This is a genomic window from Lysobacter sp. DMC104 (assembly GCF_056313665.1).
Genome location: NZ_JBQUZW010000007.1, coordinates 136,416 through 163,250 on the forward strand (window position 1 = coordinate 136,416; position 26,835 = coordinate 163,250).

The 26,835-nt window shown below is 70.8% G+C and carries 15 protein-coding genes; 7 read left to right on the top strand and 8 right to left on the bottom strand.

The window, feature by feature from the left end:
• Window positions 1–2 precede the first annotated feature (2 nt).
• The 7 genes from ACT53R_RS10730 (at window position 3) to ACT53R_RS10760 (ending at window position 18,632) form a co-directional block, all read left to right on the top strand.
• A complete protein-coding gene (locus ACT53R_RS10730) occupies window positions 3–10,502 on the top strand; it encodes a non-ribosomal peptide synthetase (protein WP_476171865.1) in 10,500 nt (3,499 codons plus the stop codon).
• 67 nt (window positions 10,503–10,569) lie between these two features.
• Window positions 10,570–10,839, top strand: a complete 270-nt coding sequence (locus ACT53R_RS10735) for an acyl carrier protein (RefSeq protein ID WP_476171866.1) — start codon at window positions 10,570–10,572, stop codon at window positions 10,837–10,839.
• Window positions 10,840–10,868: 29 nt separating this feature from the next.
• Window positions 10,869–12,137 carry a glycosyltransferase gene (locus ACT53R_RS10740; RefSeq protein WP_476171867.1) on the top strand — a complete coding sequence of 423 codons (1,269 nt, stop codon included), beginning with the start codon at window positions 10,869–10,871 and terminating at the stop codon, window positions 12,135–12,137.
• A gap of 29 nt (window positions 12,138–12,166) precedes the next feature.
• Complete coding sequence (locus tag ACT53R_RS10745; RefSeq protein ID WP_476171868.1) at window positions 12,167–12,952, top strand: thioesterase II family protein; 786 nt, start codon at window positions 12,167–12,169, stop codon at window positions 12,950–12,952.
• On the top strand, window positions 12,949–13,722 hold the full coding sequence (locus ACT53R_RS10750) for a hypothetical protein (RefSeq protein WP_476171869.1): 774 nt from the start codon (window positions 12,949–12,951) through the stop codon (window positions 13,720–13,722). Before ACT53R_RS10745 ends, ACT53R_RS10750 begins: the two co-directional genes overlap by 4 nt.
• Before the next feature lie 91 nt (window positions 13,723–13,813).
• On the top strand, window positions 13,814–14,893 hold the full coding sequence (locus tag ACT53R_RS10755) for an aspartyl/asparaginyl beta-hydroxylase domain-containing protein (protein ID WP_476171870.1): 1,080 nt from the start codon (window positions 13,814–13,816) through the stop codon (window positions 14,891–14,893).
• A gap of 16 nt (window positions 14,894–14,909) precedes the next feature.
• On the top strand, window positions 14,910–18,632 hold the full coding sequence (locus ACT53R_RS10760) for a beta-ketoacyl synthase N-terminal-like domain-containing protein (protein WP_476171871.1): 3,723 nt from the start codon (window positions 14,910–14,912) through the stop codon (window positions 18,630–18,632).
• A 74-nt stretch (window positions 18,633–18,706) separates the two neighbouring features.
• Here the strand turns inward: ACT53R_RS10760 and ACT53R_RS10765 are convergent, their stop codons facing one another.
• Genes ACT53R_RS10765 through ACT53R_RS10800 form a run of 8 tightly spaced genes read right to left on the bottom strand, consistent with a single transcriptional unit; the run spans window position 18,707 to window position 26,832 of the window.
• Entirely contained in the window at window positions 18,707–19,375 is a 669-nt protein-coding gene (locus tag ACT53R_RS10765) for a cold shock domain-containing protein (RefSeq protein WP_476171872.1), read from the bottom strand.
• A gap of 23 nt (window positions 19,376–19,398) precedes the next feature.
• The gene (locus ACT53R_RS10770) at window positions 19,399–19,893 is read right to left on the bottom strand and encodes a GNAT family N-acetyltransferase (protein WP_476171873.1); all 495 of its coding nucleotides are present in this window, start codon (window positions 19,891–19,893) and stop codon (window positions 19,399–19,401) included.
• On the bottom strand, window positions 19,890–20,288 hold the full coding sequence (locus tag ACT53R_RS10775; protein WP_476171874.1) for a hypothetical protein: 399 nt from the start codon (window positions 20,286–20,288) through the stop codon (window positions 19,890–19,892). The genes ACT53R_RS10770 and ACT53R_RS10775 overlap by 4 nt, the downstream gene beginning before the upstream one ends.
• The gene (locus ACT53R_RS10780) at window positions 20,288–22,867 is read right to left on the bottom strand and encodes a sensor domain-containing protein (RefSeq protein WP_476171875.1); all 2,580 of its coding nucleotides are present in this window, start codon (window positions 22,865–22,867) and stop codon (window positions 20,288–20,290) included. Before ACT53R_RS10780 ends, ACT53R_RS10775 begins: the two co-directional genes overlap by 1 nt.
• Window positions 22,864–23,775 (bottom strand): hydroxymethylglutaryl-CoA lyase, encoded by a 912-nt coding sequence (locus ACT53R_RS10785; RefSeq protein ID WP_476171876.1) that lies wholly within the window; start codon window positions 23,773–23,775, stop codon window positions 22,864–22,866. The genes ACT53R_RS10780 and ACT53R_RS10785 overlap by 4 nt, the downstream gene beginning before the upstream one ends.
• Window positions 23,772–24,350 carry a hypothetical protein gene (locus ACT53R_RS10790; RefSeq protein WP_476171877.1) on the bottom strand — a complete coding sequence of 193 codons (579 nt, stop codon included), beginning with the start codon at window positions 24,348–24,350 and terminating at the stop codon, window positions 23,772–23,774. Before ACT53R_RS10790 ends, ACT53R_RS10785 begins: the two co-directional genes overlap by 4 nt.
• A complete protein-coding gene (locus ACT53R_RS10795) occupies window positions 24,347–26,368 on the bottom strand; it encodes an acetyl/propionyl/methylcrotonyl-CoA carboxylase subunit alpha (RefSeq protein WP_476171878.1) in 2,022 nt (673 codons plus the stop codon). Before ACT53R_RS10795 ends, ACT53R_RS10790 begins: the two co-directional genes overlap by 4 nt.
• A complete protein-coding gene (locus ACT53R_RS10800; RefSeq protein ID WP_476171879.1) occupies window positions 26,368–26,832 on the bottom strand; it encodes an endonuclease domain-containing protein in 465 nt (154 codons plus the stop codon). Before ACT53R_RS10800 ends, ACT53R_RS10795 begins: the two co-directional genes overlap by 1 nt.
• Between the last annotated feature and the right edge of the window lie 3 nt (window positions 26,833–26,835).

Here is a 26,835-nt window from a genome sequence, read left to right on the forward strand (position 1 = left end):
CCATGAACGATCTCCTCACTCCTGCGAACGTCGCCGACGTTTATCCGCTGTCGCCGATGCAGAAGGGCATGCTCTTCCATTCGGTCTACGAACCCGGTTCTTCGGTCTACGTCGAACAGCTGTCGCTGCGGCTCGCCGGTGCGATCGACCACGACGCCATGGCCCAGGCCTGGCAGCACGTGGTCCGCGCGAACGAGCTGCTGCGCACCGTGTTCCGCTGGCGCAAGCTCGCGGAGCCGGCGCAGGTGGTGCTGAAGCAGCGACCGTTCGCGATGGACATCGTCGAACTGGACGCCGCGCCCGGCACGCCGCAGGAAGACGCGGCGCTGGAGGAATTCCTGCGCCGCGACCGGCACACGCCGATGCCGCTGGACACCGGTCCGCTGATGCGGGTGACGCTGCTGCGCGCCGGCGGCGAGGACCGCTGCCTGGTGTGGGCGTTCCACCACATCCTGCTCGACGGCTGGAGCATGCCGCTGCTGCTCGGCGACCTGATGTCCGCCTACGACGCACTGCGTCGCGGCGAGCGTCCGCGCACGCCGCCGCGTGCGCCGTTCCGCGACTACATCGCGTGGCTGCGCAAGCAGGACCCGCAGGCCGCGCAGGACTACTGGCGCGGCCGGCTGCAGGGCCTGCACACGCGTCTGCCGCTGCCGCTGGCGCGTCGCGACGACCTGCGCGAGTTCGCCGACGTCGGTGAAGTGGCGTTGACGCTGGATGCGGATCTCTGCGCCGACATCACCCGCAGCGCGCGCCAGTGGCGCGCCGCGCCGAACGCCGTGTTCCAGGCCGCGTTCGCGGTGCTGCTGTCGCGGCTCGCCGGCACCGGCGACGTGGTCTGGGGCACCACGGTGTCCGGTCGTCCGCACGACCTCGCCGGCGTCGAGCAGATGATCGGCCAGTTCACCAACACCCTGCCGCTGCGCGTGCAGTGCGAGGCCGACACCCCGGCCGAGGCGCTGGTGGCGCAGTTGCAGCAGCGGATCGCCGAGATGTCGCAGCACGCGTGGCTGGAATTGCCGCGCCTGCGCGAGTTCACCGCGCTGCCGGGCAACGAGCCGTTCTTCCAGATCCTGTTCGTGTTCGAGAACTTCCCGGTCAACAGCGCCGCCAGCGACGGCGGCATGCAGCTGGCCGGCGTGCGCTTCGCGGAGATGACCAACTTCCCGCTGACCGTGATCGCCGCGCCCGCGGGCGACGGCTACGTGGTCCGCGCCGAGTACGCGCGAGAAGCCTACGACGAAGCCGCCGCGCAGCAGCTGATGGCGCTGTACGGCCGCGTGCTGCGCGGGCTGGTCCGCGGTGCCGCCGCCTGCGTCGGCGACCTGCCGCTGCTGGAAGACGCGCAGGCCGCCGACATCGCGCGCCGCGACGGCGCCCCGCGCACGACGCTGCCGGTCAGCGACGATCTCGCCAGCCGCATCGCACGGCAGGCCGAGCGCGATCCGCAGCGCGTCGCCGTGACCTGCGGCGACGATGCGATCACCTACGGCGAGTTGCTTGCGCGCGCGCGCCGCCTCGCGCAGCACCTGCGCACGCTGGGCGTCGGCCCCGAAGTGCCGGTGGCGCTGTGCCTGGAGCGTTCGGTCGACGCCATCGTGGCAGTGCTCGCGGTGCTGGAAGCCGGCGGCGCTTATCTGCCGATCGAGCCGCACCTGCCGGACGATCGCGTGCAGTGGATGCTCAGCGACAGCGGCGTGCAGATCGGCATCGGCCACGGCGCGGCCACGCAGCGCCTGCGCGACGCACTGCCGCACGTGGTCTGCCTCAACGCCGACGCACAGGCGATCGCCGCGCAGCCGGCCGCGCCGGTCGTCGTCGCGCGCCACCCGCAGCAACTGGCCTACATCATCTACACCTCGGGCAGCACCGGCCGACCGAAGGGCAGCCTGATCACCCAGGCGAACGCGCTGCGCCTGTTCGATGCGTGCGATGAACAGTTCCGCTTCGACGCGAACGACACCTGGACGATGGTCCATTCGTACGCGTTCGACTTCTCGGTGTGGGAAATCTTCGGCGCGCTGCTGCACGGCGCGCGCCTGGTCGTGGTGCCATCCGTGGTCGCACGCTCGCCGCGGGACCTGCTGACGCTGCTGCACGACACCGGCACGACGGTGCTGTCGCAGACGCCGTCGGCGTTCACCGCGCTGCTGCAGGCCGCCGGCGCCGCCGATGACTGGCGCTGGAGCGGGCCGCTGCGCTACGTGGTGTTCGGCGGCGAAGGCCTCGACACGCGCGCGCTGGCACCGTGGTTCCGCCACCGGCAGCACGGTGCGGGCCGGCTGATCAACATGTACGGCATCACCGAGACCACGGTGCACGTGACGCTCCGCGACGTGCCGGTCGAGGACGCCGGTGATCGTGCCGAACCCGCGGTCGGTCTGCCGCTGTCCGACCTGTCCTGCGTGATCGCCGACGCGCGCGGGCAACTGCTGCCCGACGGCGTGGCCGGCGAGATCCTCGTCGGCGGCGACGGCCTGGCGCGCGGCTATCTCGGTCGCCCGGGGCTCACCGCCGAACGCTTCATCCCCGACCCGTACAGCGGCCGTCCCGGCGCGCGCCTGTACCGCAGCGGTGACCTCGGTCGTCGCAACGCGCGCGGTGAGCTGGAACACCTCGGCCGCATCGACCAGCAGGTGAAGATCCGCGGCTTCCGCATCGAACTGGGCGAAATCTCGACCGTCGCCGCGTCCGCACCGGGCGTGCAGCGCGCGGTCGCGCTGGCGCGTCCGGGCCCCGACGGCGCCAAGCGCCTGGTCGCGTGGGTGCAGCCGGCCGAGGGCCACGTGGTCGACATCGCCGAGGTGCGTCGCCATTTGCAGGATCGCCTGCCGGACTACATGGTGCCGGCCGCGATCGTGGAGGTCGCCGGCTTCTCGCTGACCGCCAACGGCAAGCTCGACACCAGCGCGCTGCCCGATCCCGACGCCGCCGCGCTGGTGCAGCGTCCGTACGAAGCGCCGCTGCCCGGCATCGAGACGCAGATGGCCGCGGTGTGGTCGGAGCTGCTGTCGGTGCCGCGCATCGGTCGCGACGACAATTTCTTCGAGCTCGGCGGCCATTCGCTGCTGGCGCTGTCGCTGTCCGAGCGTCTGCGCAAGGTCGGCATCGCGGTCGACGTGCGCACGCTGTTCGAGCAGCCGACGCTGCGCGAACTCGCCGCCGCCGTGGCGCCCGACGCGCCGGCGGCGCCCGAGGTGCCGCCGAACCGCATCCCCGCCGATTGCACGCGGATCACGCCGGACATGCTGCCGCTGGTGACGCTGTCGCAGGAGGCGATCGATCGCATCGTCGCCACCGTGCCGGGCGGCGCGGCCAACGTGCAGGATCTCTATCCGCTGGCGCCGCTGCAGCAGGGCATGTTCTTCCACCATGTCGGCAGTGCCGAGGGCGACCCGTACCTGCTCGGTGCGCTGCTGTCGCTGGAACAGCGCGAGATGGTCGACGACTACCTGCGTGCCCTGCAGGCGGTGCTGTCGCGGCACGACATCCTGCGCACCTCGGTGCAGTGGGAAGGGCTGGAATCGCCGGTGCAAGTGGTCTGGCGCCACGCCGACCTGCCGGTGCAGGAATACGCGCTCGACCCGGCCGACGGCGACATCGGCGAGCAGCTGTGGGCGCGCGTCGACCCGTTGCACCACCGCATCGACCTGCGCACCGCGCCGCTGATGCGCGTGGCGCTGGCGCACGATGCCGTGCAGGGTCGCTGGCTGCTGGCGATGCAGTATCACCACCTCGCGATCGACCACACCGCGATGGAAGTGCTGCAGCGCGAAGTGCACGCGTACATGGTCGGTCGCGAAGCCGAACTGCCGCCGCCGCAGCCGTTCCGCCAGTTCGTCGCGCAGACGTTGTCGGGCGACGAGACCGCCGAGCACAAGGCCTTCTTCACCAAGCAGCTCGGCGACATCGACGCCCCGACCGCGCCGTTCGACCTGCTCGACGTGCAGGCCGGCGGCATGGACGTGCGCGAAGCGCGGCTGCCGGTCGATCCGGCGCTGACCCGTCGCCTGCGCGAACGCGCGCGCCTGCTCGGCGTGAGCGCGGCCAGCCTGCATCACCTCGCGTGGGCGCTGGTGCTGGCGCGCACGACCGGCCGCCGCGACGTGGTGTTCGCGACCGTGCTGTTCGGTCGCCTGCAGGGCGGCCAGGACGCGCTGCGCTCGCTCGGCATGTTCATCAACACGTTGCCGATCCGCTTCTCGCTGGACGACACCGGCGTACGCGAGGCCGTGCGCCAGGCGCAGGCCACGCTGTCGGAGCTGCTGCGCCACGAGCACGCTTCGCTGGCGCTCGCGCAGCGCTGCAGCGGCGTGGAGCCGCCGGCGCCGCTGTTCACGACGCTGCTGAACTACCGCCACGGCGATCTGCCGCCGGAGACCGAGGACGACGCGTCGGCGCCGGTACGCCTGCTGCGCGCGCACGAGCGCACCAACTACCCGCTGCTGCTGTCGGTCGACGACGGCAGCGAGGGCTTCTCGTTGACCGCGCAGGCGCAGCGGCCGATGGATCCCGCGCGCATCTGCGCCTACATGCACCAGGCGCTGCAGGATCTGGTACAGGCGCTGGAGCAGGAACCGGCGCGCCCGTGGCGCACGCTCGACGCGATGCCGGCCACCGAACGCGCGCAACTGCTGGCTGCGGCCAGCGGCCCGCGCGTCGCCGGCACCGGGCTGGTGCATGCGCGTGTCGACGCGCAGGTCGCGCGCACGCCGGACGCCATCGCGGTGAGCATGGGCGATCGCCACCTGACCTATCGCGAACTCGACACCCGCGCCACGCGTCTCGCCAAGCGCCTGCGTGCGCTGGGCGTCGGCCCGGATGCGCGCGTGGCGATCTGCTGCGAACGTTCGCCGGAACTGGTCGTCGGCGTGCTCGGCATCCTCAAGGCCGGTGCCGCCTACGTGCCGCTGGACGTGGCGCATCCCGCGCAGCGCATCGCGCGCATGCTCGAGGATTCCGCGCCGCTGGCCGTGCTGACCGGCGGGGCAGGGCATGACGCCGTCGCCGCGCTGTCGCCGTCGATGCCGCTGCTCTCGCTCGATGCCGAAGGCGACGAGACCGATGATGGCATCGCGCTGTCCGTGCCGGACCTGCGCGACGATCACCTCGCCTACGTGATCTACACCTCCGGTTCCACCGGCCAGCCCAAGGGCACGGCGATGCCGCATCGCGCGCTCGCCAACCTGCTGGCGTGGCACGAAGGTCGCGAGACCGGCACGCCGCCGGTGACGCTGCAGTTCGCGTCGATCGGCTTCGACGTCGCGTTCCAGGAAATCTTCACCACGCTCGCCGTCGGCGGCCGTCTGGTGATGATCGAGGACACCGCGCGCTTCGATCCCGAACGCCTGCGCGCCGTGCTGTGCGAACAGCAGGTCACGCGCCTGTTCCTGCCGAACGCCGCGCTGCGCATGCTGGCCGAAGCCAGCCAGAACGGCGGCGACGGCGCGTGGCCGGACACCATCCGCGAGATCATCACCGCGGGCGACCAGCTCAAGATCACCCCGGCGGTGCTCCATCTGCTGCGCCGCTTCGACGGCTGCGTGCTCGACAACCATTACGGCCCGACCGAGACCCACGTCGTCACCGCGTACCGCCTCGAAGGCGATCCGGCGACGTGGCCGGCGCTGCCGGCGATCGGCCGCCCGCTGCCGGGCGTGCGCGCCTACGTGCTCGACGGCGAAGGCCGGCCCGCGCCGACCGGCGTGCCCGGCGAACTCGTGATCGGCGGCATCGCGGTCGCACGCGGCTACCTGCACCAGGACGCGCGGACCCGCGAACGCTTCCTCGCCGATCCGTTCGACGCCACGCCCGGCGCGCGCATGTACCGCACCGGCGACCTCGTGCGCTGGCGTGCGGACGGCGAACTGGAATACCTCGGTCGCAACGATTTCCAGATCAAGATCCGCGGCCATCGCGTGGAGCCGGGCGAGATCGAGACCCGCCTCGCCGCGCATCCTGCGATCCGCGAAGCCGCGGTGCTGGCGTTCGAGGACGGCGCCGATCGCCGCCTCGTCTGCTACTTCACCCATGCCGGCGACGCACCGCCCGACGCGGGCACGCTGCGCGACCACGTGGCCGCGACGCTGCCCGAATACATGGTGCCCGCCGCGTTCGTGCCGATGGCGGCGCTGCCGCTGTCGCGCAACGGCAAGCTCGACCGTGCCGCGTTGCCGGCACCCGATGCACAGGCGCTGGCGCAGCGCGCATTCCGTGCGCCCGCGACCGAGGCCGAGAGCCTGCTCGCCGGCATCTGGTCGGAGTTGCTGGTCGTCCCGCGCGTCGGTCGCGACGACAACTTCTTCGAACTCGGCGGCCATTCGCTGCTCGCGATCCGGTTGGTCAACCGCTGGAGCATGCTGACCGGCGGGCAGATGGCGATGCGCGACGTGTTCGAGGCGCGCAATCTGCTCGAACTGGCCGCACGTGCCACCGGCACTACGCACGTGCTGGCGCCGATCGAGCCGCTGCCGCCGTCCGACTGCCATCCGCTGTCGCATGCGCAGCGTCGCATCTGGTTCCAGGTGCAGCTGGAAGGCGCGGAAGAGGCCTACAACATGCCGTCGGCGGTGCGCGTGCGCGGGCCGCTCGACACGGCATCGCTGGCGCGCAACCTCGAACGGCTGGTCGCGCGCCACGCGGCGCTGCGCACCACGTTCATCCCGCTCGATGGCGAGCCGATGCAGTGGGTCGCCGACCACGTCGACGTGCCGCTGCCGCTGCACGATCTGACGACGCTGCCCGCGGATGCGCGTGAACAGTTGGCGCGCGAACAGTTGGCTGCACTCGCGATCGAGCCCTTCAACCTCGAAACCGGCCCGCTGCTGCGCGGCGGCATCTGGCGGCTCGGCGAAGACGACCACGTCGTCGCGCTGGTCGTGCATCACATCGTCAGCGACGGCTGGTCGCTGGAACTGCTGGTTGATGAACTGTGCGAAGGCGAGGGCGATGCGCCCGCGCCGCTGCAGTACGTCGATTACGCCGCCTGGCAGCGCCAGCGCATGGACAGCGGCGAGTTCGAGCCGCAGCGTCGCTACTGGCACGCCGCCGTCGCCGAGCCGCCGGTGCCGCTGTCGCTGCCGCTGGATCGCCCGCGCGGCGCACTGCACGGCTTCCGCGGCTCGCGCACGCGACTCGCGCTGCCGGCCGACACGCACGCCGCGATGCTCGCGTTCGCCGCGCGCCACGGCGCCAGTCCGTTCATGGTGATGCTGGCGGCGTGGAACCTGCTGCTGCATCGCTGGTGCGGGCAGGACGACATCATCGTCGGCGTGCCGGTGGCCGGTCGCCAGCACCCGCAGCTGGAGCGCATGCTCGGCGTGTTCGTCAACACGCTGCCGCTGCGTACGCGGTTGGCGAATGCCGCCGGCTTCGACGCGCTGCTGCAGGGCGTGCGCCAGACCGTGATCCACGGCCTCGCGAACCAGGACTATCCGTTCGAGTCGCTGGTCGGCGAGATCTCGATCGAACGCGACCTCAGTCGCCAGCCGCTGTTCGACACCAGCTTCGCCTGGCAGACCGCGGCGCAGAAGGCGACGACCTCGCGCGACGACGTGCCGGTGCAGGTCGAGAACTTCGATTTCCCGTTCGAACGCAGCAAGTTCGATCTCGCGATCACCGTCGCGCACGACGAGGCCGCGACCCAGGTCGAACTGGAATTCAACACCGACCTGTTCGACATTGACACCGCCGTGCGCATGCTCGACAGCCTGCGCACGCTGCTGTCGGCGGCGCTGGCCGCACCGTCGACGCCGCTGCGCGCGCTGCCGGTGATGGCGGCCGCCAGCGAGCACGAGGTGCTGCATGCGCTGGGCGGTGCGCGCAGCCGCTTCGATGACGTGGGCGATCTGGCCCGCGCGCTCGACGCGGCCGCGGTGCGGCATGCCGCGCGCCCGGCGGTGAGCTTCGGCGGCAGCACGCTCACGTACGCCGAGCTGCATGCACAGGCCAACCGCCTCGCGCAGCACCTGCGTGCGCTGGGTGTCGGTCCCGAACAGCCGGTGGCGATCTGCCTGCCGCGTTCGGCGGAGATGATCGTCGCGATCCTCGGTGTGCTGAAGGCCGGTGGCGCGTACCTGCCGATCGAGCCGGATTATCCGGACGACCGCGCGGCGTTCATGGTGGCCGATGCCGGCGCGCGCGTCGCGATCGGCCGCGGTCCGACCGCGGAGCGCATGCGCGCCTGGGCGTCCGAGGTGGTCTGCCTCGAACGCGATGCCGCGACGCTGGCCGCGCAGCCCGATGCCATGCCCGAGCCGCTGCATGGCCCGGACTCGCTGGCCTACGTGATCTTCACCTCGGGTTCGACCGGCCGTCCGAAGGGCACGCTGCTGACGCACCGCAACGCGATGCGCCTGTTCGCGGCCTGCAACCAGCGTTTCGCATTCGACGAACGCGACGTGTGGACGCTGTTCCACTCGGTCTGCTTCGACTTCTCGGTGTGGGAGATCTTCGGTGCGCTGCTGCACGGTGCCCGCCTCGTGGTGGTGCCGCAGGCGATCGCGCGCTCGCCGATGGAGTTCACCGGTCTGATGCGCCAGCACGGCGTGACGGTGCTGTCGCAGACGCCGTCGGCGTTCGGACGCCTGCTCGACAGCTCCGCGCTGGCCGATGACTGGGCGTGGACGTCGGCGATCCGCTACGTCGTGTTCGGCGGCGAGGCGCTGGAGCACGCCGCGCTGCGGCCGTGGTTCGCGCATCGCGTGAATCCGCAGTCGAAGCTGATCAACATGTATGGCATCACCGAGACCACGGTGCACGTCACCTGGCGCGAGGTGCAGCCGGAAGACGTGACCGCGCCGCCCGCGCGCCGCGTCGGCGGTCCGCTGGCCGATCTCGCGCTGTATGTGCTCGACGCGGATGCGCAGCCGGTGCCGGTGGGCGTGTGCGGCGAGATCTACGTCGGCGGCGCCGGCCTCGCGCGTGGCTACGCCGGACGCCCGGGCCTCACTGCGCAGCGGTTCGTGCCCGATCCCTTCAGTGGCGAACCGGGTGCGCGGCTGTACCGCAGCGGCGATCTCGCGCGCTGGCGTGCCGACGGCGACCTCGAATACATGGGGCGCGCCGACCAGCAGGTGAAGATTCGCGGCCACCGCATCGAACCGGGCGAGATCGAAGCGGCGATGCTGGCGCACGAGACCGTCACCGGCGCCGCGGTGCTGGTGACGAAGGATCGTGCGCAGCGCGACGGCCTGCTGATGTACTACACCGGTCCGGAGCCGATCTCGACCACCGCGCTGCGCGCCTTCCTCGGTCGCACGCTGCCGGAGTACATGTTGCCGCTGGGCTTCGTGCATCTGCACGAGTTCCCGCTGACCAACAACGGCAAGCTCGATCGCGCGAAGCTGCCCTACCTGCAGGCGGTGCGGCCGGAGCTGGACACGCCGTATGTCGCGCCGCGCAACGAGGTGGAAACGCAGCTCGCCGCGATCTGGCGCGAAGTGCTGGGCGTCGATCGCATCGGCATCCACGACAACTTCTTCGATCTCGGTGGCGAATCGTTCAGTGCCTACCGCGTCATGGCGCGCGTTGCGTCGGACATGGGCCAGGATCTGCCGGTGTCGGCGATCTTCCAGGCGCAGACCGTCTCGGAGATGGGCGAGCGCGTGCACGCGGCGATCGATGCGTCCGACGAGCGCATGCTGGTGCAGTTGCAGGCCGGCGCGCCGGGTCGCAGACCGTTCTTCTGCGTGCATCCGGCCGGCGGCGACGTGCTCGGCTTCCAGGACCTCGCGCGTGCGCTGGGCACCGAACAGCCGTTCTACGGGCTGCAATCGCACGGCCGTTTCCTCGATCCGCAGGCGAATGCCAGCATCGAGGCGATGGCCGCGGCCTACGTGCGCGAGGTGCGCACGATGCAGCCGGAAGGTCCGTACCTCCTCGGCGGGCATTCGATGGGCGCCGCGGTGGCGTTCGAGATGGCGCGCCAACTGGATGCCGCGGGCCAGCGCATCGGCGTGCTCGCGCTGATGGATGGCGAGGCGCAGAGCGCGAACGGCCTGCTCGACACGCTGATGCTGGTCTGCGACACGTTCGAGCTGGGCATCGGCCGCGCCGAGCTGGAAGCGGTGCCGGATCACGCGAAGATGGACCACGTCATGCGCAAGAGCAAGAAGCGCTTCGCGCGCGTGCTCGAGATCGCGTACGACCTCGACATCCTGCCGCGCGGTTTCCGCACCCGCGACGCCGAGCAGTTCATGGCGCGCATCGCCAGCAACATCGACTTGGCGCTGCGCTATCGCCTCCAGCCGCTGGCGCAGCCGGCGGTGCTGTTCATCGCCGAGGAAGCCTCGGAGAACACGCCGCCGGTGAACGTCGACCTGTGGCGCGCGTACACGCCGGGCGGTCTGACCGTCATCCCGGTGCCGGGCAACCACCTGACGCTGGTGAAGCGACCGCACGCGACCACGCTGGCGGCGCGCCTCGCCGAACTGTTCTGCGCCGTCGATGCGCAGGAAGGCACCGCCCGCGATGCGCGGGAAGCCGAACTGACGACGCCCTGACCGGCGGTCCGATCACCGACTCCCCAAGCACACACGACAAGCACACACGACTTTCGAGGAACCACCCATGACCCATGACGACATCCGCGCGACCGCCCTGCAGGTGCTGGCGTCGCAGCTCAAGCTCGACGTCGACCCGGCCACGATCACCGACGACCGCAGCACCGACAGCCTCGGCATGAGCTCGCTCAAGCTGATGAACATGATGTACGACCTCGAGGAGGCCTTCGCCATCGAGCTCGATCCCGAGGAAATGCTGGAGCTGTCCACCGTCGGCGAGATCGTGGCGACGCTGTGCCGCAAGCTCGACGCGCGCGACGGCGCCGTCGCCGCCTGAGCCCGGGACACGCGACGATGCGCTGGGCGGTGTTGACCTGGGGAACGCGCGGCGACGTGCAGCCGCTGCTGGCCTTGGCCGGCGGCCTGCGCGCGCGCGGCGACAGCGTGCGTTTCGGCGCACCGGCGGCGCATGCCGATCTGGTGCGTCGCCATGGGTTCGCGTTCCACGCCCTGGGCAGCCCGATGGCCGCGGCCGCCTACCGCGGGATGATGGACGGGATGCACGCGGAGGCGAATCCCCGCAAGCAGAACCGCGCGCTGCTGCAGCAGGTGCTGCTCGGCGATCTCGATCGCCTGTTCGCCGATTGCCGCGACGCCGCGGCCGACTGCGACGTCGTGATCACGCACTGGTTGCAGGTCGGCGGCGGGCTGGCCGCCGAGTCGCTGGGCCTGCCGTGGGCGAGCGTCACGCTGAATGCGGCGGGCATCGGCTGCGAGCAGGCGATGGCCTCGCGCGAGGAACTGCGCGCGCGTCAGGGCTATTCGCGCTGGCTGTGGGGCGATCGCCTGTCCGAATTCCGCGCCGCGCACGGGCTGCGCCCGGTCGACGTGGTGGCCGACAGCGTCTATTCGCTGCGGCTGAACCTGGTCGCGGTCAGTCCGCGCCTCGTGCCCGAGTCGGCGCAGTGGTCGCCGCAGCATCGCGTGGTCGGCTTCCTCCACGGGGCCACGCACGATCCCGACTGGATGCCGGATCCCGCGCTCGCGGCGTTCCTGCAACGCCATCCGAAACCGGTCGTGGTGACGCTGGGCAGCAGCGCGGGCGACCACATCGACGCCAAGCTGCGCGTCGTGCTCGACGCGCTGGATCGCATGGGGCTGCCGGTGGTCGTGCAGGCGTTGATTGCCGATGCGCCGCCACCGTCCGTGCCCGCGCCCGAGCGCATGCACCTCGTCGGCGAACTGCCGCACGGCTGGCTGTTCCCGCAGGCGTCGTGCGTGATCCACCATGGCGGCGCCGGCGGCAGCGCCGCAACGCTGCGCGCGGGCGTGCCGTCGCTGGCGATGGGCAACCTGTTCGACCAGCCCTACTGGGGCCAGCTGCTGGCCGAGCACGGCCTGGCCGCGACGCCCATCGTCGAGACCGACATCGCGGTCGACACCGTGATCGAACGCATCCGCGACGCGCTGGCGCTGGCGCCCCGGTGCCGTGCCTTCGCCGACGATCCCGAGACCGAGCGCGGCGTGCACGACGCCGTGGACTGCCTGCACCGCGAGTACGCCTTCGCGGCGAGTGAGCCCACGCCCGTGGACGTCGTCGCGCCCGCTTCCGAACCCGTTTCCCTGTCCGCATGAACCGACCTCCTTCTCCCTGGATCACCCGGATGCCGGGTCCCGACGATGCGGCCGCGCGCGTGCGGCTGCTGTGCTTTCCCTATGCCGGCGGCGCGGCACACGTCTACGCCGACTGGCGGCAGGCGATCCCGCAGCAGGTGCTGCTGCAGGTGGTGCAATACCCCGGGCGCGGCGCGCGTTTCCGCGATCCGCCGCTGCGCCGCATCGACGAAATGGCGCTGGGCGTGGTCCACGCGCTGCAACGCGATCCCGACCCGCGGCCGCTGGTGTTCTTCGGCCACAGCATGGGCGCGCTGGTCGCGTTCGAGACCACCCGGCTGATGCGCCGCAGCGGCATGCGCCTGCCCGAGCGCCTGCTGCTGTCGGGCTACATCGCGCCGCACAGGCGCCAGCCGCGGCCGCCGATCCACGCCCTGTCCGATGCCGACTTCAGGGCCCGCCTGCGCGAGTACGAAGGCACGCCGTCGGAAGTGCTGGAACATCCGGAGCTGCTGGAACTGCTGATGCCGATGGTGCGCGCGGATTTCGAGGCGGTGGAAACCTACGTGCATGCGCCGGAAGGTCCGCTGCCGTGCCCGATCACCGCGTTCGGTGGACGCAGCGACGGCATGATCCCGGAGGCCGCGATCGAGGCCTGGCGCGACCACACGCGCGGCGAATTCCGCATGCACATGCACGAAGGCGGGCATTTCTTCATCCACACCGCACGCGACGCCGTGCTCGCGCAGGTCGCCGCCGAGCTCGAAGACGTCACTGGAACCCACGACGCGGCACCCGTCGCGTCGCCCTCATCCGCCATGGAGGCACTGCCATGAACACCACCACGCTGGACGCGCTGCCGGCGCTGCCGCGCCGCATCCGTCTGCCCGAACTGGGCGACTCCCTCGGCCATGCCGGCCGCCTCTACCTGCGCTACCTGTGGCGCTGGCTGGTCACCACGATCCTGATGGCGGTGACGATCGAGGTCTTCATACTGGTGCCGCAGGTCGGACTCGCGTTCAAGATCGCGGCCTCGGGCATCCTCGGCGCGCAGATCATGGCGATGTTCCAGGCTGCCGACCGAGGCGAGAAGCCGCGGCCGTGGCGCGTCTGGGCCGCGTTCGCGAAACCGGTGGGCATCACCGCCACGCTCGTGGCCGGCGTGTGGCTGCCGTTGTCCATCGCGTTGGCCTGGACCTTCTTCCAGGACGGCCAGCAGACCGTCGCCACGGTGCTCTCCAACCCCGGGAAGCTGACGCCGGAAGCGCAACTCCACTTCAAGATGGTGCTGTTCGTGGCCGCGATGCCGGTCACCTTCGTGGCCGCCGCGGTCGTGATCGGTCGGCTGCGCGGCTTCGCGGCACTCGCCGGCGCCGTGTCCGCCGCGCTGCGCAATCCGCTGCCGGTGCTGCTGCTGTCGGGCGGCACGATCGGGATGGAAGCGCTGATGGAGCGCCTGTTCCACGCCATCCCCGGTGCCGTCGGCATCGCCCTCGGCACGATCTGCACGCTGCTGCTGGTCACCGCGATGGCGGCATGGAGCTACGCGCTCGGCGCGCGCATCTTCGCGGCCGCGGGCGCTTCCGGCCCGACCGAATCCCGTTGACCGCCGCGGTGTCCGTGCGCGCCCGTCGCACGGATGCCCGACATCAATTTCCCGAAATCATCCTCGAACCGCAGGTGCGGAGAACACACGCATGAACCCCATCCTCCTTCTCGTCGCCGTCGCGCTGTCATTGCTGATGCTGCCCGTGCTCGCGCTGACCGTCCCGCCATTCCGGCGCGTCCTGCTCGGCCCGAAGATGTTCCCCGTCACCGCGGCCTGGGGCATGCGTTTCTCCGGGCACATGCTGCAGCTCGCACGCACGCTGCGCCTCGGTGGCAAGAACGGTGCGGCCGCGCCGGAGCTGATCGAAGCGCTGCGCAGCACCCGCGCCGGCAACCTCGAAGCGTTGCGCGATGCCTACCAGGCGCTGGATGCGCTGCCGACCGTGCAGCGCGGCATGCAGACGCTGGGCATCTCGTCGGTGTTCGACGTGCTGGCCAAGCCCGTGGCGAAGAAACCGTCGCCGTACACGCATCCGCTGCAAACGCCGCCGCTGTTCATCCCGGGCGTGCCTGCGCATGCCTTCTACGACGCCTCGCAGTTCGAATTCACCGAGCGTCTCGAGGCCGCGTATCCGCAGATCCGCGCCGAGCTTGAGAACGTGCTGGCCAACGAGCGCGAGAAGTTCCAGATGTATCGTGGCGGCCAGGGCAAGAAGCACGAAGGCTGGCACAGCTTCTACTTCTACCTGTTCGGCAAGCGCAACGAGGATTTCGCGAAGCTCTGCCCGGTGACGACGGCGGTGCTGGATTCGATCCCGCGCCTCGAGTACACGATGGCGATGTTTTCCGCGCTGAACCCGAAGGCCGGCCTGCCGCCGCACACCGGTCCGTTCAACGGCGTGCTGCGCGTGCACCTGCCGCTGATCGTGCCGCGCGACTGCACCGTCACCTGCGGCGGCGAGACCCGTGCGTGGGAAGAGGGCAAGGTGATGGTGTTCGACGACTCCTACGTGCACTCGGTGCGCAACGACAGCGACAGCGTGCGCGTGGTGCTGTTCTTCACCGTCTACCACCCCGCGTTCAGCGATGCCGAGGTGCCGGTGATCGAGCACTTCAACGATGCCTGGCAGACGCTGCCGGTCACGCGCCTGTGGGAGAAGATGCAGCACGACACCTCGAAGGGGCAGGTCGTGGTGAAGGCGCCGTCCGCGCAGCCGGCGCAGGCCTGATCCCGGAATCGACTGCATGTCCACGCGCATGACCACGCCGCCGAACACCTTCGACGAGATCCTGCGCCACCACGCGCAGGTGCAGCCGGAGCGTATCGCCTACACCTTCCTGCAGGACGGCGAGGAGGAGATCCGCACGCCGATCTCCTACGCCGAACTGGATCGTCGCGCCCGCGCCGTCGGTGCACGGCTGCAATCGCTGGCCGGCCTCGGCGAGCGCGCGCTGCTGCTGTTGCCGCCCGGGATCGACTACATCGTCGCGTTCATGGCCTGCCTGTACGCGGGCATGACCGCGGTGCCGGCGTACCCGCCGCGCAATGCGCGCAACCTGCCGCGGGTGAAGGCGATCGTGCAGGATTCGCAGGCCGTGGTCGTGCTGACCGTGGCGTCCGAGGAAGGACGCCTGCGCGCGCTGACCGCCGAGCTCGACGACATGCCGCCGCTGCACTGGGTGTCGGTGGACAGCGTGCCCGCCGACGACCATGCGCTGTGGCGGCCGTCGGGCTCGGACGGCGAGACGTTGGCGTTCCTGCAGTACACCTCCGGTTCCACCGGCGTGCCCAAGGGCGTGATGGTGTCGCACGCCAATCTGCTGGACAACTCGGAGCGCATCCGCCGGTTCTTCGAACTGGACGATGCGTCGACCTGCGCGTCCTGGCTGCCGCCGTACCACGACATGGGCCTGATCGGCGGCATCCTGCAGCCGCTCTACGTCGGCATCAGCTGCCACCTGATGTCGCCGGCGGCGTTCCTGCAACGGCCGCTGCGCTGGTTCGAGATGATCTCGCGCGAGCGCGCCACGCATTCGGGCGGCCCGGACTTCGCGTTCGACCTGTGCGCGCGCCGCATCTCGCCGGAGCAATGTGCGGGCCTCGATCTGTCGAGCTGGCGCGTTGCCTACAACGGCGCCGAGCCGGTGCGCGTCGGTACGCTCGATCGCTTCGCCACGGCGTTCGGCGGCGTCGGGTTCCGGCGCGAACACTTCCTGCCGTGCTACGGCCTGGCCGAAGCCACGCTGCTCGTCACCGGCGTGCCGGGCGTGGTGACGTACGCGGTCGATCCCGCGGCGCAGGAGCAGGGCCGCCTCGTCGCTTCCACGGCGGAGAACGCACGCACGCTCGTCGCCTGCGGCCCGATGGACGACAGCGTGGCGGTGGTCGACACCGCGACGCTGCAACCCTGCGCCGAAGGCGCGATCGGCGAGATCTGGGTGGACAACGGCGGCGTCGCCTGCGGCTACTGGCAGCGCGCGGAGGAAAGCGCCGCCGCGTTCGGCGCGCACATGGCCGATGGCCGCGGACCGTGGATGCGCACCGGCGATCTCGGCGCGGTGCTCGATGGTCGCCTCTACGTCACCGGCCGCATCAAGGATCTGGTGATCCTCGCCGGCCGCAATCTCTATCCCACCGACATCGAAGGTGTGGTGCAGACCTGCGGCGACGAACTGCGCCCGGGTTTCGGCGTCGCCTTCAGCATCGAGCACGAGGGCCAGGAGCGGCTCGTCGTTTTGCAGGAACTCGATTTCCGCCGCAAGGTCGACGCCGCCGAGATGTCGCAGCGCATCGCCGGCCGCGTCGCCGCGGTGTTCGAGGCGGTGCCGTACACGGTGCGACTGCTCAAGACCGGTTCGTTGCCGGTCACGTCCAGCGGCAAGCTGCGTCGTCGCGATGCGCGTGCGATGTACCTTGCCGGTGCGTTCGACGACGCACCCGGCCTGGTGCCGACGCCGCCCGCAGCTGCCGCGCCGCCCGCTGGCTCGGTCGGCGACTGGCTGGTGCAGCGCATCGCCACGCGGTTGCGCATCGCGCCGTCGGCCGTGGATCTGGATCGTCCGTTCGTCGAATTCGGCCTCGGTTCGGTCGAAGCGGTGGAACTGTGTGCCGCGCTGGAAACCTGGCTCGGTCGGCCGCAGCCGCCGACGCTGCTGTGGGATTATCCGAACATCCGCCTGCTGACGCAGCACCTGGAACCCGGCACTGTCGTGGCGCAACCCGAAGCGCGCGCAGTGGCGACGGGCGACCGCATCGCGATCGTCGGCATGGCCTGCCGCTTCCCGGGCGCTGACGACAAGGTCGCGTTCTGGCGATTGCTGCGCGACGGCGTCGACGCGATCACCGAAGTGCCGGCCTCGCGTTGGGACGCCGACGCACTCTTCAATGCGACGCCCGGCATGCGCGGCAAGTCGTGCACGCGCTGGGGCGGGTTCGTCGATGACGTCGAGCGCTTCGATGCGGCGTTCTTCGGCATCCCCGAAGCCGAAGCGCGCGAGATGGATCCGCAGCAGCGGATGCTGTTGCAGACCGCGTGGCATGCGCTGGAAGACGCGGCGATCCCGCCCGACACGCTGGCCGGCAGCGCCACCGGCGTGTACGTCGGCATCGGCAGCAACGACTTCGGTCGTCGACTGCACGGCAGGCTCGACGCGCTGACCGCGCTCAGCGGTACCGGCAACGCCGGCAGCATCGCCGCCAACCGCATCTCGTATCAGCTCGACCTGCTCGGCCCCAGCATGGCGGTGGACACCGCGTGCTCGGCGTCGCTGGTGTCGGTGCACCTCGCCTGCCAGGCGCTGCGCACGGGCGAGGTCGATCTCGCGATCGCCGGCGGCGTGAACGTCATGCTCGACGCGGACATGAGCGTGATCTTCTCGCAGGCCGGGATGATGGCCGCCGACGGCCGCTGCAAGACTTTCGACGCGCGCGCAGACGGTTACGTGCGCGGCGAAGGTTGCGGACTGGTCGTGTTGAAGCGGTTGTCCGATGCGCAGCAGGACGGCGATCCGGTGCAGGCGGTCATCGCCGGTTCGGCGGTGAGCCAGAGCGGGCGCAGTAACGGCCTGACTGCGCCGAGTCGCGTCGCGCAGATCGCGGTCGTGCGTCGCGCGCTGGCGCAGGCGGGCATCGCGCCGACACAGGTCGGCTACATCGAAGCGCACGGCACCGGCACCGCGCTGGGCGATCCGATCGAGATCCAGGGCCTCGCCGAAGCGCTGGGCAGCGAATCGCGCAGCGCGCCGTGCGCGGTGGGCTCGGTGAAGACCAACATCGGCCATCTCGAAGCCGCGGCGGGCATCGCCGGCCTGATCAAGACCGCGCTGATGGTGCGCCACGGCGAACTCGTGCCGCACCTGCATCTGCAGACGCTCAATCCGCGACTGCGCAAGACCGGCTTGCCCCTCGTCGTGGCGACGGAGCGTGCGCCGTGGTCGGGCGAGGGCGCGCCGGGCCGGATCGCCGGCGTCAGTTCGTTCGGCTTCGGGGGTTCCAATGCGCACGTGGTGCTGCACGAGGCGCCGACGGTCGAGGCAGGCGCGCGCGGCGAGGGGCCGCACCTGCTGGTGCTGTCCGCGCGCGACGACGCGGCGCTGCGCGCTTCGGCATCGCAGTGGCGCGACGCGCTGGGCGTGCTTGCCGAAGCAGACGTCGCCGACGCCTGCCGCGTCTCGCGCATCGGCCGCAGCGCACTGCCGGAACGTCTGGCGGTGTGGGGCGCCGACGCTGCCGCGTTGCAGGCCGCGCTCGCCGCGTTCCTCGACGGCGACGCGACCGCGGCGTGGACGCGCGGCAGCGTCGCACCGTCGGGAAATGCAGCCGATGCGATGGGGGATGCTCCGTCCGAGCCGTTCGCGAAGCTCGCACGCGACTGGGCGAACGGCGCGGCGGTGGACTGGTCGGCGCTGGACCCGCAGCGCGCACGGCGCGGGCTGGATCTGCCGTTGTATCCGTTCCGGTCGATCTGACCGCGCGATCGATGCCCGGGTCACCGCGATGGTGGCCCGGGCCGTTCAGCGGCGATACGCTGCCGTGAGCATCGTCAGTGGCCGCACCACTGGTCTTCGCAGGGAATGCCGTCGTTGTCGCCGTCGCTGAGCGTCCCCGCGCAATGGTGCAGGAACCATTGCGCCTCTTCGCACGAGGTCATTTCCTGGCAGCGGCTCCGGCCATCGCAGCGGAAGGCCGGTTGCGGGTTCACGATCGAAGGCGCGGACGACGGCGCCTGCGCTGGTGACGAAATCGCTTCGGGTGCAGCGGCCGGCACCTCGCTGCGTCCGAAGTACCAGCCGAGTGCGGCGCACACCGTCAGCACGAGGATCGCCGGCATGGCGCTGCGGCTTTTCCGCGATGTGCGCGTGCGGTCGCGCGTGTAGGCCTGTGCATGCGGGCGCGTGCTCGTGCGTGCAGGCGCGTACGCCGGCCGCTGCGCCTGCGCATGCGCCGAGGACGCGCGCGGCGTTGCGGGCGGTGGTGGGCGCATGAAATCCGTCGGCGGCACCGGCACGTCCCAGGTGATCGCGTGGCCCTGCTTGCGGCCGTCGCTGCCGGTGCGGATCTCGAACGACAGCGGGTCGCCCATCTGCGGGCGGCGGCCGCTGCGCGGGAATTCCGAGATATGCACGAACACCTCGACACCGCTCTCGCGCGTGCGCGCGAAACCGAAGCCGCGGTCGTCGTTCCATTTCACGAGCGTGCCCTGGGTGCGCATCGTGGTCGTCGTCCTTCCGTGGGTCAGTGATCCGCGAGGTCCTTCGCGTAGAAGGTATTGCAGCCGCCGTGGCCGGTGGCGCCGAGCGCCGCGTCGATGCGGCGGAAGCCGCTGCGCTCGTACAACCGCATCGCCGCGTCCATGCCGGTGAGCGTTTCGAGGTAGCAGCGGCGGAAGCCGAAATCGCGCGCAGCGTCGAGGCAGCGCGCCATCAGTGCCGCGCCCGCGCCGAGCCCGCGCAGCGTCGGCAGGAAGTACATCTTGCGCAGTTCGCAGGTGTCGGCGTCGCCGCCGGTGAGCGGCGCGACGCCGCCGCCGCCTTCGACCGTCCCGTCGCGCTCGACCACGAAATAGGCCGAACGCGGCGCGGCGTAGGCGCGCGTCATCCAGTCGACTTCCGGATCGCTGATCGCGAACCCGCAACCGGTGGCGCCGAACTCGGGCATGACCGTGCGGATGATCGCGGCGATGGCCGCGTCGTCGCGGGTTTCGATGGGGCGGATGACCAGGGTCGTCATGGGGCGGGCGGTTCGGCGGAAGGAGTGGGTGAAGCGGATGTGGGGAAGGTCGCGGCGGCATCCCGTGCGAACGCATACAGGCCCATCACCCAGGTCGTAGTGAGGACCAAGCGCCTGCTCCATGTCGCGATCGGCGAGCCGGCGGCGCGGTGCAGGGCGTAGGCGATTCCGATCAGCGCCACGAGAAGCACGAGGGCGGGCAGAATCCGAGGCAGCGACCACTCGGCCTTGGGCATGGGAGGTGCGGGGTGGATCCAGATCGAGAGCAGGAAGGGCACGGACCACAGCGACGGGATGTCGCTCAGCATTGCGACCGCGTACCACACGCACCAAGCGACCACCGCGATCGCGAAACGCAACTGGTGCCGGATCACCGGCGTCAGGGTGATACGCATCAATGCGGCTCCGGCCGCAGCATCCCCGTCTGCGCCAGCCGACGCGCGAATTCCTCGGGCATCAGGCCGGGGGCGAACAGGAAGCCCTGCGCGATCGGCACGCCGAGTCGCAGCAGGAACTGGCGCTGGGCCTCGGATTCCACGCCCTCGGCGACGAGGCCGAGGTTGAGACTGCGGGCGATGCCGACCACCGCCTGGCAGACGGCGACGTCCGACGGGTTGGTCGGCACGCCGCCGACGAACAGCTGGCTGAGCTTGAGCCCGTGGATCGGCAGCCGGCGCAGGTAGTTCAGCGCGCTGTAGCCTTCGCCGAAGTCGTCGATGGTCAGCATCACGCCCATCTCGCGCAGGTCGGCGAAGGTGCGCAGCGTGTCGGGTGCGTCCTCGATCAGCACGCGCTCGGTGAACTCCAGCTCGATCGCGGCGCCGGGCAGGTCGAATTCGTCGAGCAGCTTGCGCACGGTCTCGGCGAGATCCTCGCCGACGAACTGGCGGTACGACACGTTGACCGCCACGCGCACGATGCCGAGGCCGGCGTCGCGCCACGCGGCGACCTGGCGGCAGGCTTCGCGCAGCACCCAGTGGCCGATGCGCACGATGTCGCCGGTGGTCTCGGCGTGGCTGATGAAACGGTCGGGGCGCAACTCGCCGAGCAGGTGGTTCTGCCAGCGGATCAGCGCCTCGGCGGCGACGATGCGCCCGCTGAGCAGGTCGACCTGCGGCTGGTAGGCGAGGCGGAATTCGCCGTTGTCCGCGGCGCGGCGCAGGTGCGTCTCCATCCACAGCCGGTCGGCCTGGCTCTGCGCCAGCGCGGGCGTGAACGCCTGCCACGCGTTGTGCGAGCGGCGCTTGCTGTCGTACATCGCGGCGTCGGCGTTCTGGATCAGCGCCTGCGGGCGCTCGCCGTCGGCGGGCGCGCGGGCGATGCCGATGCTCGCGGTGATCGCGAACTCCTCGTTGTCGAAGCGGAAGGTGTCCGACAGTTCGCGCAGGATCGCCTCGGCGATGCGTTCGGGGCGTTTGGCGTCGTCGGACAGGCCGCAGACCACGAGGAATTCGTCGCCGCCGAAACGCGCGACCAGGCCTTCGCCGGCGACCGCGCGCGAGATGCGCAGCGCGGCCGAGGCCAGCAACTCGTCCCCGGCGGCGTGGCCCAGCACGTCGTTGATGACCTTGAAACGGTCGAGGTCGACGTACAGCACCGCGACCTCGGCGAGCGCCGGGTCCTGCATGCGCAGGTCGAGTTCGCCCAGGATCGCGTCGCGGTTGAGCAGGCCGGTGAGCGGGTCGGTGCGCGCCTGCACGCGCAGGGTTTCCTCGGCGTGCTTGCGTTCGGTGATGTCCTGCAGGGTGCCGACGATGCGCGAGGTGCCCGGGTCGCCGCTGTCGGCTTCGCCGATCACGCGCACCCAGCCGCCGCGGTGGTCGCTGCGCAGGCATTGCAGTTCGAGATCGAAGCTGCCGCCGTTTTCGATCAGGCGGTCGACCGCGATGCGCAGGCGCCCGCGGTCGGCGGGCACCATGCCGGCGATCATGTCGCCGATGGTCTGCGGCACCGGGCTGCGCCCGAGGATGCGCTGTGCTTCCTGGGTGAGGTACAGCCGCTGGCGGCCGCGATCCCACTCCCAGCCGCCGATGTGGGCCAGGCCTTGCGCGCGGTCGAACAGCACGTTGTCGCGCTTGAGCGTGGTGACGTCGCTGAACACCGCGAACACGTACTGCGGCGTGGTGCTGTCGGCCTCGAACACCGGCACGGTGGTCACCGAGATCCACGACATGCGCTGGTGGGTCACGTTGAACAGGCCGACCACGCTGTTGCTGATGACCTGCGCCTGTTCCAGCGCGCGGGTGGTGGGCCAGTCGTGGAAGCCCAGCGGCTGGCCGCGGGCGTCGACCACCTTCCAGTGCTCGGGCAGCAGCAGCGTCTGCAGGCTCTGGCCCACGTCGGCGCCGATCGCGCGGTGCGCGGCCGGGTTGGCCGAGATCACGTGCATCTCGCGATCGAACAGGATCACGCCGACGTCGATCGATTCCAGCAGCAGCCGGTAGCGGCCTTCCGCCTGCCAGCGCGCGCTGAGGTCGCGGGCGACCGCGACCATGTGCGTCTCGCCCTTGTACTCGAAACCGGCGGTGTGCACTTCGACCGGGAAGCGGCTGCCGTCGCCGCGCATGTTCGCGACCTCGACCACGTAGGTCTCGCCGCGGCGCAGTGCGGCCCACACCGGCTCCAGGTGACCCTTCGGCAGGTCCGGGTTGAGCACTTCGATCGGCTGGCCGACGATCTCCTCGCGCTTGCGGCGGTACGCCGCCATGCCGGCCTTGTTGAGGTCGAGCACGGTGCCGTTCCAGTCGAGGATGCTGACCGGGTCGGGCACGGCGTCGAACAGCGCGGTGTAGCGCAGGCGTTCGGATTCGGTTTCGTCGATCGCGCTGCGCAGCGCGGCGTGCGCGCGCTCGATCAGCGCGCGGGTGTCGGCGTCGAGTGTCTCGTCCCGGCGGGCGCGGTCCAGCGCGGCCAGCGTGTCCGCCTGGTCGGCGGAGACGGGGGGCGGCGCGGACGTGGGCCGGGCGTCGTTCACGGAGCCGGGTCCTGCGTCGACGCCTGCAGCGCCCGGCCGACCTTGCTGCCGCTGTCGCGCCCCAGCAGCCGCGACAGCCAGCGTCCGGTGTCGGCGAGGGCGGGCAGGTCGACGCCGGTGGCGAAGCCCATGCCGTGCAGCAGGTAGACCACGTCCTCGGTGGCGACGTTGCCGCTGGCGCCCTTCGCATACGGGCAGCCGCCGGTGCCGGACACCGCGGCGTCGACCACGCGCACGCCGGTTTCGAGGCAGGCATGCAGGTTCGCCAGCGCCTGGCCGTAGGTGTCGTGGAAGTGCACGGCGAGCGCGGCCATCGGCACTTCGCCGGCCACCGCGCGCAGCATCGCCGCGGCCTTGCCCGGCGTGCCAATGCCGATCGTGTCGCCGAGGGAAATCTCGTAGCAGCCCATCGCGTGCAGTTCACGTGCGACGCGGACCACGTCGGCCAGCGGCACCTCGCCCTGGTACGGGCAACCGAGCACGGTGGAGACGTAGCCGCGCACGGCGACGCCATCGGCGCGGGCCCGCTCGATCACCGGTGCGAAGCGCGCCAGCGACTCGGCGATGCTCGCGTTGATGTTGCGCTGGTTGAAGGCTTCCGACGCCGCGGTGAACACCGCGATCTCGTCCACGCCCACGGCGCGGGCGCGTTCGTAGCCCTGTTCGTTGGGCACCAGCACCGGATAGCGCACGCCCGGGCGCTTGGCGATGCCGACGTAGACCTCCGCGGCGTCGGCCAGTTGCGGCACCCATTTCGGGCTGACGAAGCTGGTCGCCTCGATGCTGGACAGGCCGGTGGCGGAGAGGCGGTCGATCAGTTCGATCTTGGCCGACGCCGGAATCAGGGTCTTCTCGTTCTGCAGCCCGTCGCGCGGGCCGACCTCGACGATGCGGACTGCGTCGGTCATGGCGTGGTTCCCTCGGTGCGGACGAGCTGCATCGTGCCCATGCCGTCGTCCTTCCCGGCGAAAATGCGGGTGCCGCGCGCCTGCAGCAGTCGCCGGATCGCGGCGCGGTGGCCGCGGACACGCACCAGGTCGTCGCCGGTCGTGCGGCCCTGCGCCATCCCCGCGTCGGCCGGCCGTGCCGCCTCGCGGGCATCCGCCAGCCAGACCGTCGCGCGGTCGCCTTCGATGCGATAGCGCACCAGCAGCACATCGTGCTTCGGTGCCTTGTGTTCGAGCTGGCCGTGTTCGTTGATCAGCCGGTCCGCGGCCGCCGGCGAGAACACGAGGTAATGCTCGCCGTCCAGCGCGAAACCCGCGAGCGTCGTGACGAAGGTTCCGCCGTCGTCTTCGGGCCAGCGCATCGTGCAATCCGCCGCGATCTCGACGGGGCGGTCGGGCGCGCCGTCCGCGACCGGGCGCCAGGCGCCGGCCAGCGCCGGATCGCAATCCAGCGTCGCCACCGGCGAGCGCTCGAAGGTGACGCAGGCAGCGAGCGCCAGCATGCCCGGGACGAGGAACGCGACGCGCAGGTTCATGACGCCAGCACCACCAGCGCCGCGTCGGCCTCGACGAAATCGCCGGCAGCGACGCGGATCTCGGCGATGTCGCCATCGCGCGGCGCGCGCAGCGTCAGTTCCATCTTCATCGCTTCCATCACCAGCAGTTCCTGGCCTTCCACGACACGGTCCCCCACCTGCGTCTTGATCAGGACGATGCGCCCGGGCATCGGCGCCACGGCGCGATCGCCGGCCCCCGTGGCCTCGGCATCGGCCGGGCGGTACGCCGGCACCCGCACGAAGCGCCAGCGGCGTTCCCCGTCGTGCACGTCCATCCGGGAGGATGCGACGGAACCGGCGTCGGCGTCCAGCCGCAGCCGGAGGCCTTCTCCGTCGAAACGTGCGGAGAGCGCGCCGTCGGCCTCGATCCGCGCGCCGCGCACCTCGATGCGGCCCTCGGCGTCGTCGATCGCGTAGTCGCCGGCGCTGCCGCGCACGGTCAGCGTGTGCGCCTGCACGCCGTCGTCCAGCACCAGCCGGCGCTGCCCGGCATGGCCCAGGCGCCAGCCGTCGGCCAGCGCCCACGGCGAGGTGGGATCGCCGCTTCCGGCGGCCTGCGCGCGGGTCGACGCTTCCTCGCGCAGCAGCAGTGCGGTCGCGGCGGCGGCGCGCGCACGGCGCGCCTGCGCCGGCGGCGCGGGCGTCGGCATGAAATCGTCCAGCGCGCGATCGAGCGTGCCGGTGTCGATGGTCGCGTCGACCACCGCGGGATGGCGGATCAGCCGTTCGAGGAAGGCGACGTTCGACTTCGGTCCGTCGATCGCGCACTGCGCCAGCGCCTCGCGCAGGCGGGCGAGGGCGCGCGGGCGGTCCTCGTCCCACACGATCAGCTTGGCGATCATCGGGTCGTAGAAGATCGTGACCGTGTCGCCTTCGATCACGCCGCCGTCCAGCCGCACGTGTGCCGACGGCGCGGGCAGGCGCAGCCGCGTCAGCTTGCCGGAGCCCGGCAGGAAGCCGGCTTCGGGGTCTTCGGCGTACAGCCGCACTTCGATCGCATGGCCGTGGCGGGCGATGGCGCCCTGCGCGAGCGGCAGCGGTTCGCCGGCGGCGACGCGCAGCTGCCATTCGACGAGATCGAGCCCGGTGACGTACTCGGTGACGGGATGTTCGACCTGCAGGCGGGTGTTGATCTCCATGAAGTAGAAGCCACCGTCTTGCCCGACGATGAACTCCACCGTGCCTGCGTTCTGGTAATCGATCGCGCGGCCGGCCTGCACGGCGGCCGCGCCCATCGCCGCACGCAGTTCCGGCGTGAGGAAGGGCGAGGGCGATTCCTCCAGCACCTTTTGGTAGCGGCGCTGCGCCGAGCATTCGCGCTCGTTGAGGTGGATCACCTCGCCGTGCGCATCGCCGAAGATCTGGATCTCGATGTGCCGCGGCTTCTCGACGTAGCGCTCCAGCAGCACGCGGTCGCGGCCGAAGGCGTTGCGCGCCTCGCGCTGGCAGCTTTCGAGGTTGGGCAGGAACTCGACGCTGGCGCGCACGATGCGCATGCCCTTGCCGCCGCCGCCGTGCGCGGCCTTGATCATCAGCGGATAGCCGATCGCGTCGGCCTCGCGCTGCAGCAGGTCGGGCGACTGGTCCTCGCCGGTGTAGCCCGGCACCACCGGCACGCCGGCGGCCTGCATCAGCTGCTTCGCGCCGGCCTTGCTGCCCATCTTGCGCATCGAGCCCGCCTTCGGGCCGATGAAGACCACGCCCGCGGCTTCCACCGCGTCGGCGAAATCCGCGTTCTCGCTGAGGAAGCCGTAGCCGGGATGGATCGCCTGCGCGCCGGTGCGCAGCGCCGCGTCGAGGATGACGTCGCCGCGCAGATAGCTCTCCTGCGGACGCGCGCCGCCGATGTGCACGGCCTCGTCGGCTTGGCGCACGTGCTGCGCGTCGGCGTCGGCATCGGAATACACCGCTACCGTGCGGATGCCGAGCCGGCGACAGGTGCGGATCACGCGGCAGGCGATTTCGCCGCGGTTGGCGATGAGGATCTTGGAGAACATCAGGTCCCGCTCTTGCTTTGGGCGTTGTCGATGCGAACGCATGGATGGAGGGCGCCGGTGTCGTCTCCCTCCCCTTCAAGGGGAGGGCTGGGGTGGGGATGGGTTTGCTTCAGGCGCGTGATCGTTCGTGCGATGTCGTCGCCGACGGCGGTCACTTCCGTGAGGACATCGTGGTTCCAGAATCGCAGGACGGTGAAGCCGGCGTCGCGCAGGAACGCATCGCGCGCGGCATCGCCTGCTGAATTGGCATGCTGGCCGCCATCGACTTCGATCACGAGCCGGGACTCGAGGCAGACGAAGTCGAGGATGTAGTCGCCATACGGATGCTGCCGGCGGAACTTGCAGCCTTCGAGTTGCCTGCCGCGCAGCACGCGCCACAGTGCGTTTTCGGCGTCCGTCATGCGCTTGCGCAGCGTGCGCTGCAGCTTCGGAATGCGGATGCGGTCGTTGGTCTGGCCTTCCATGTC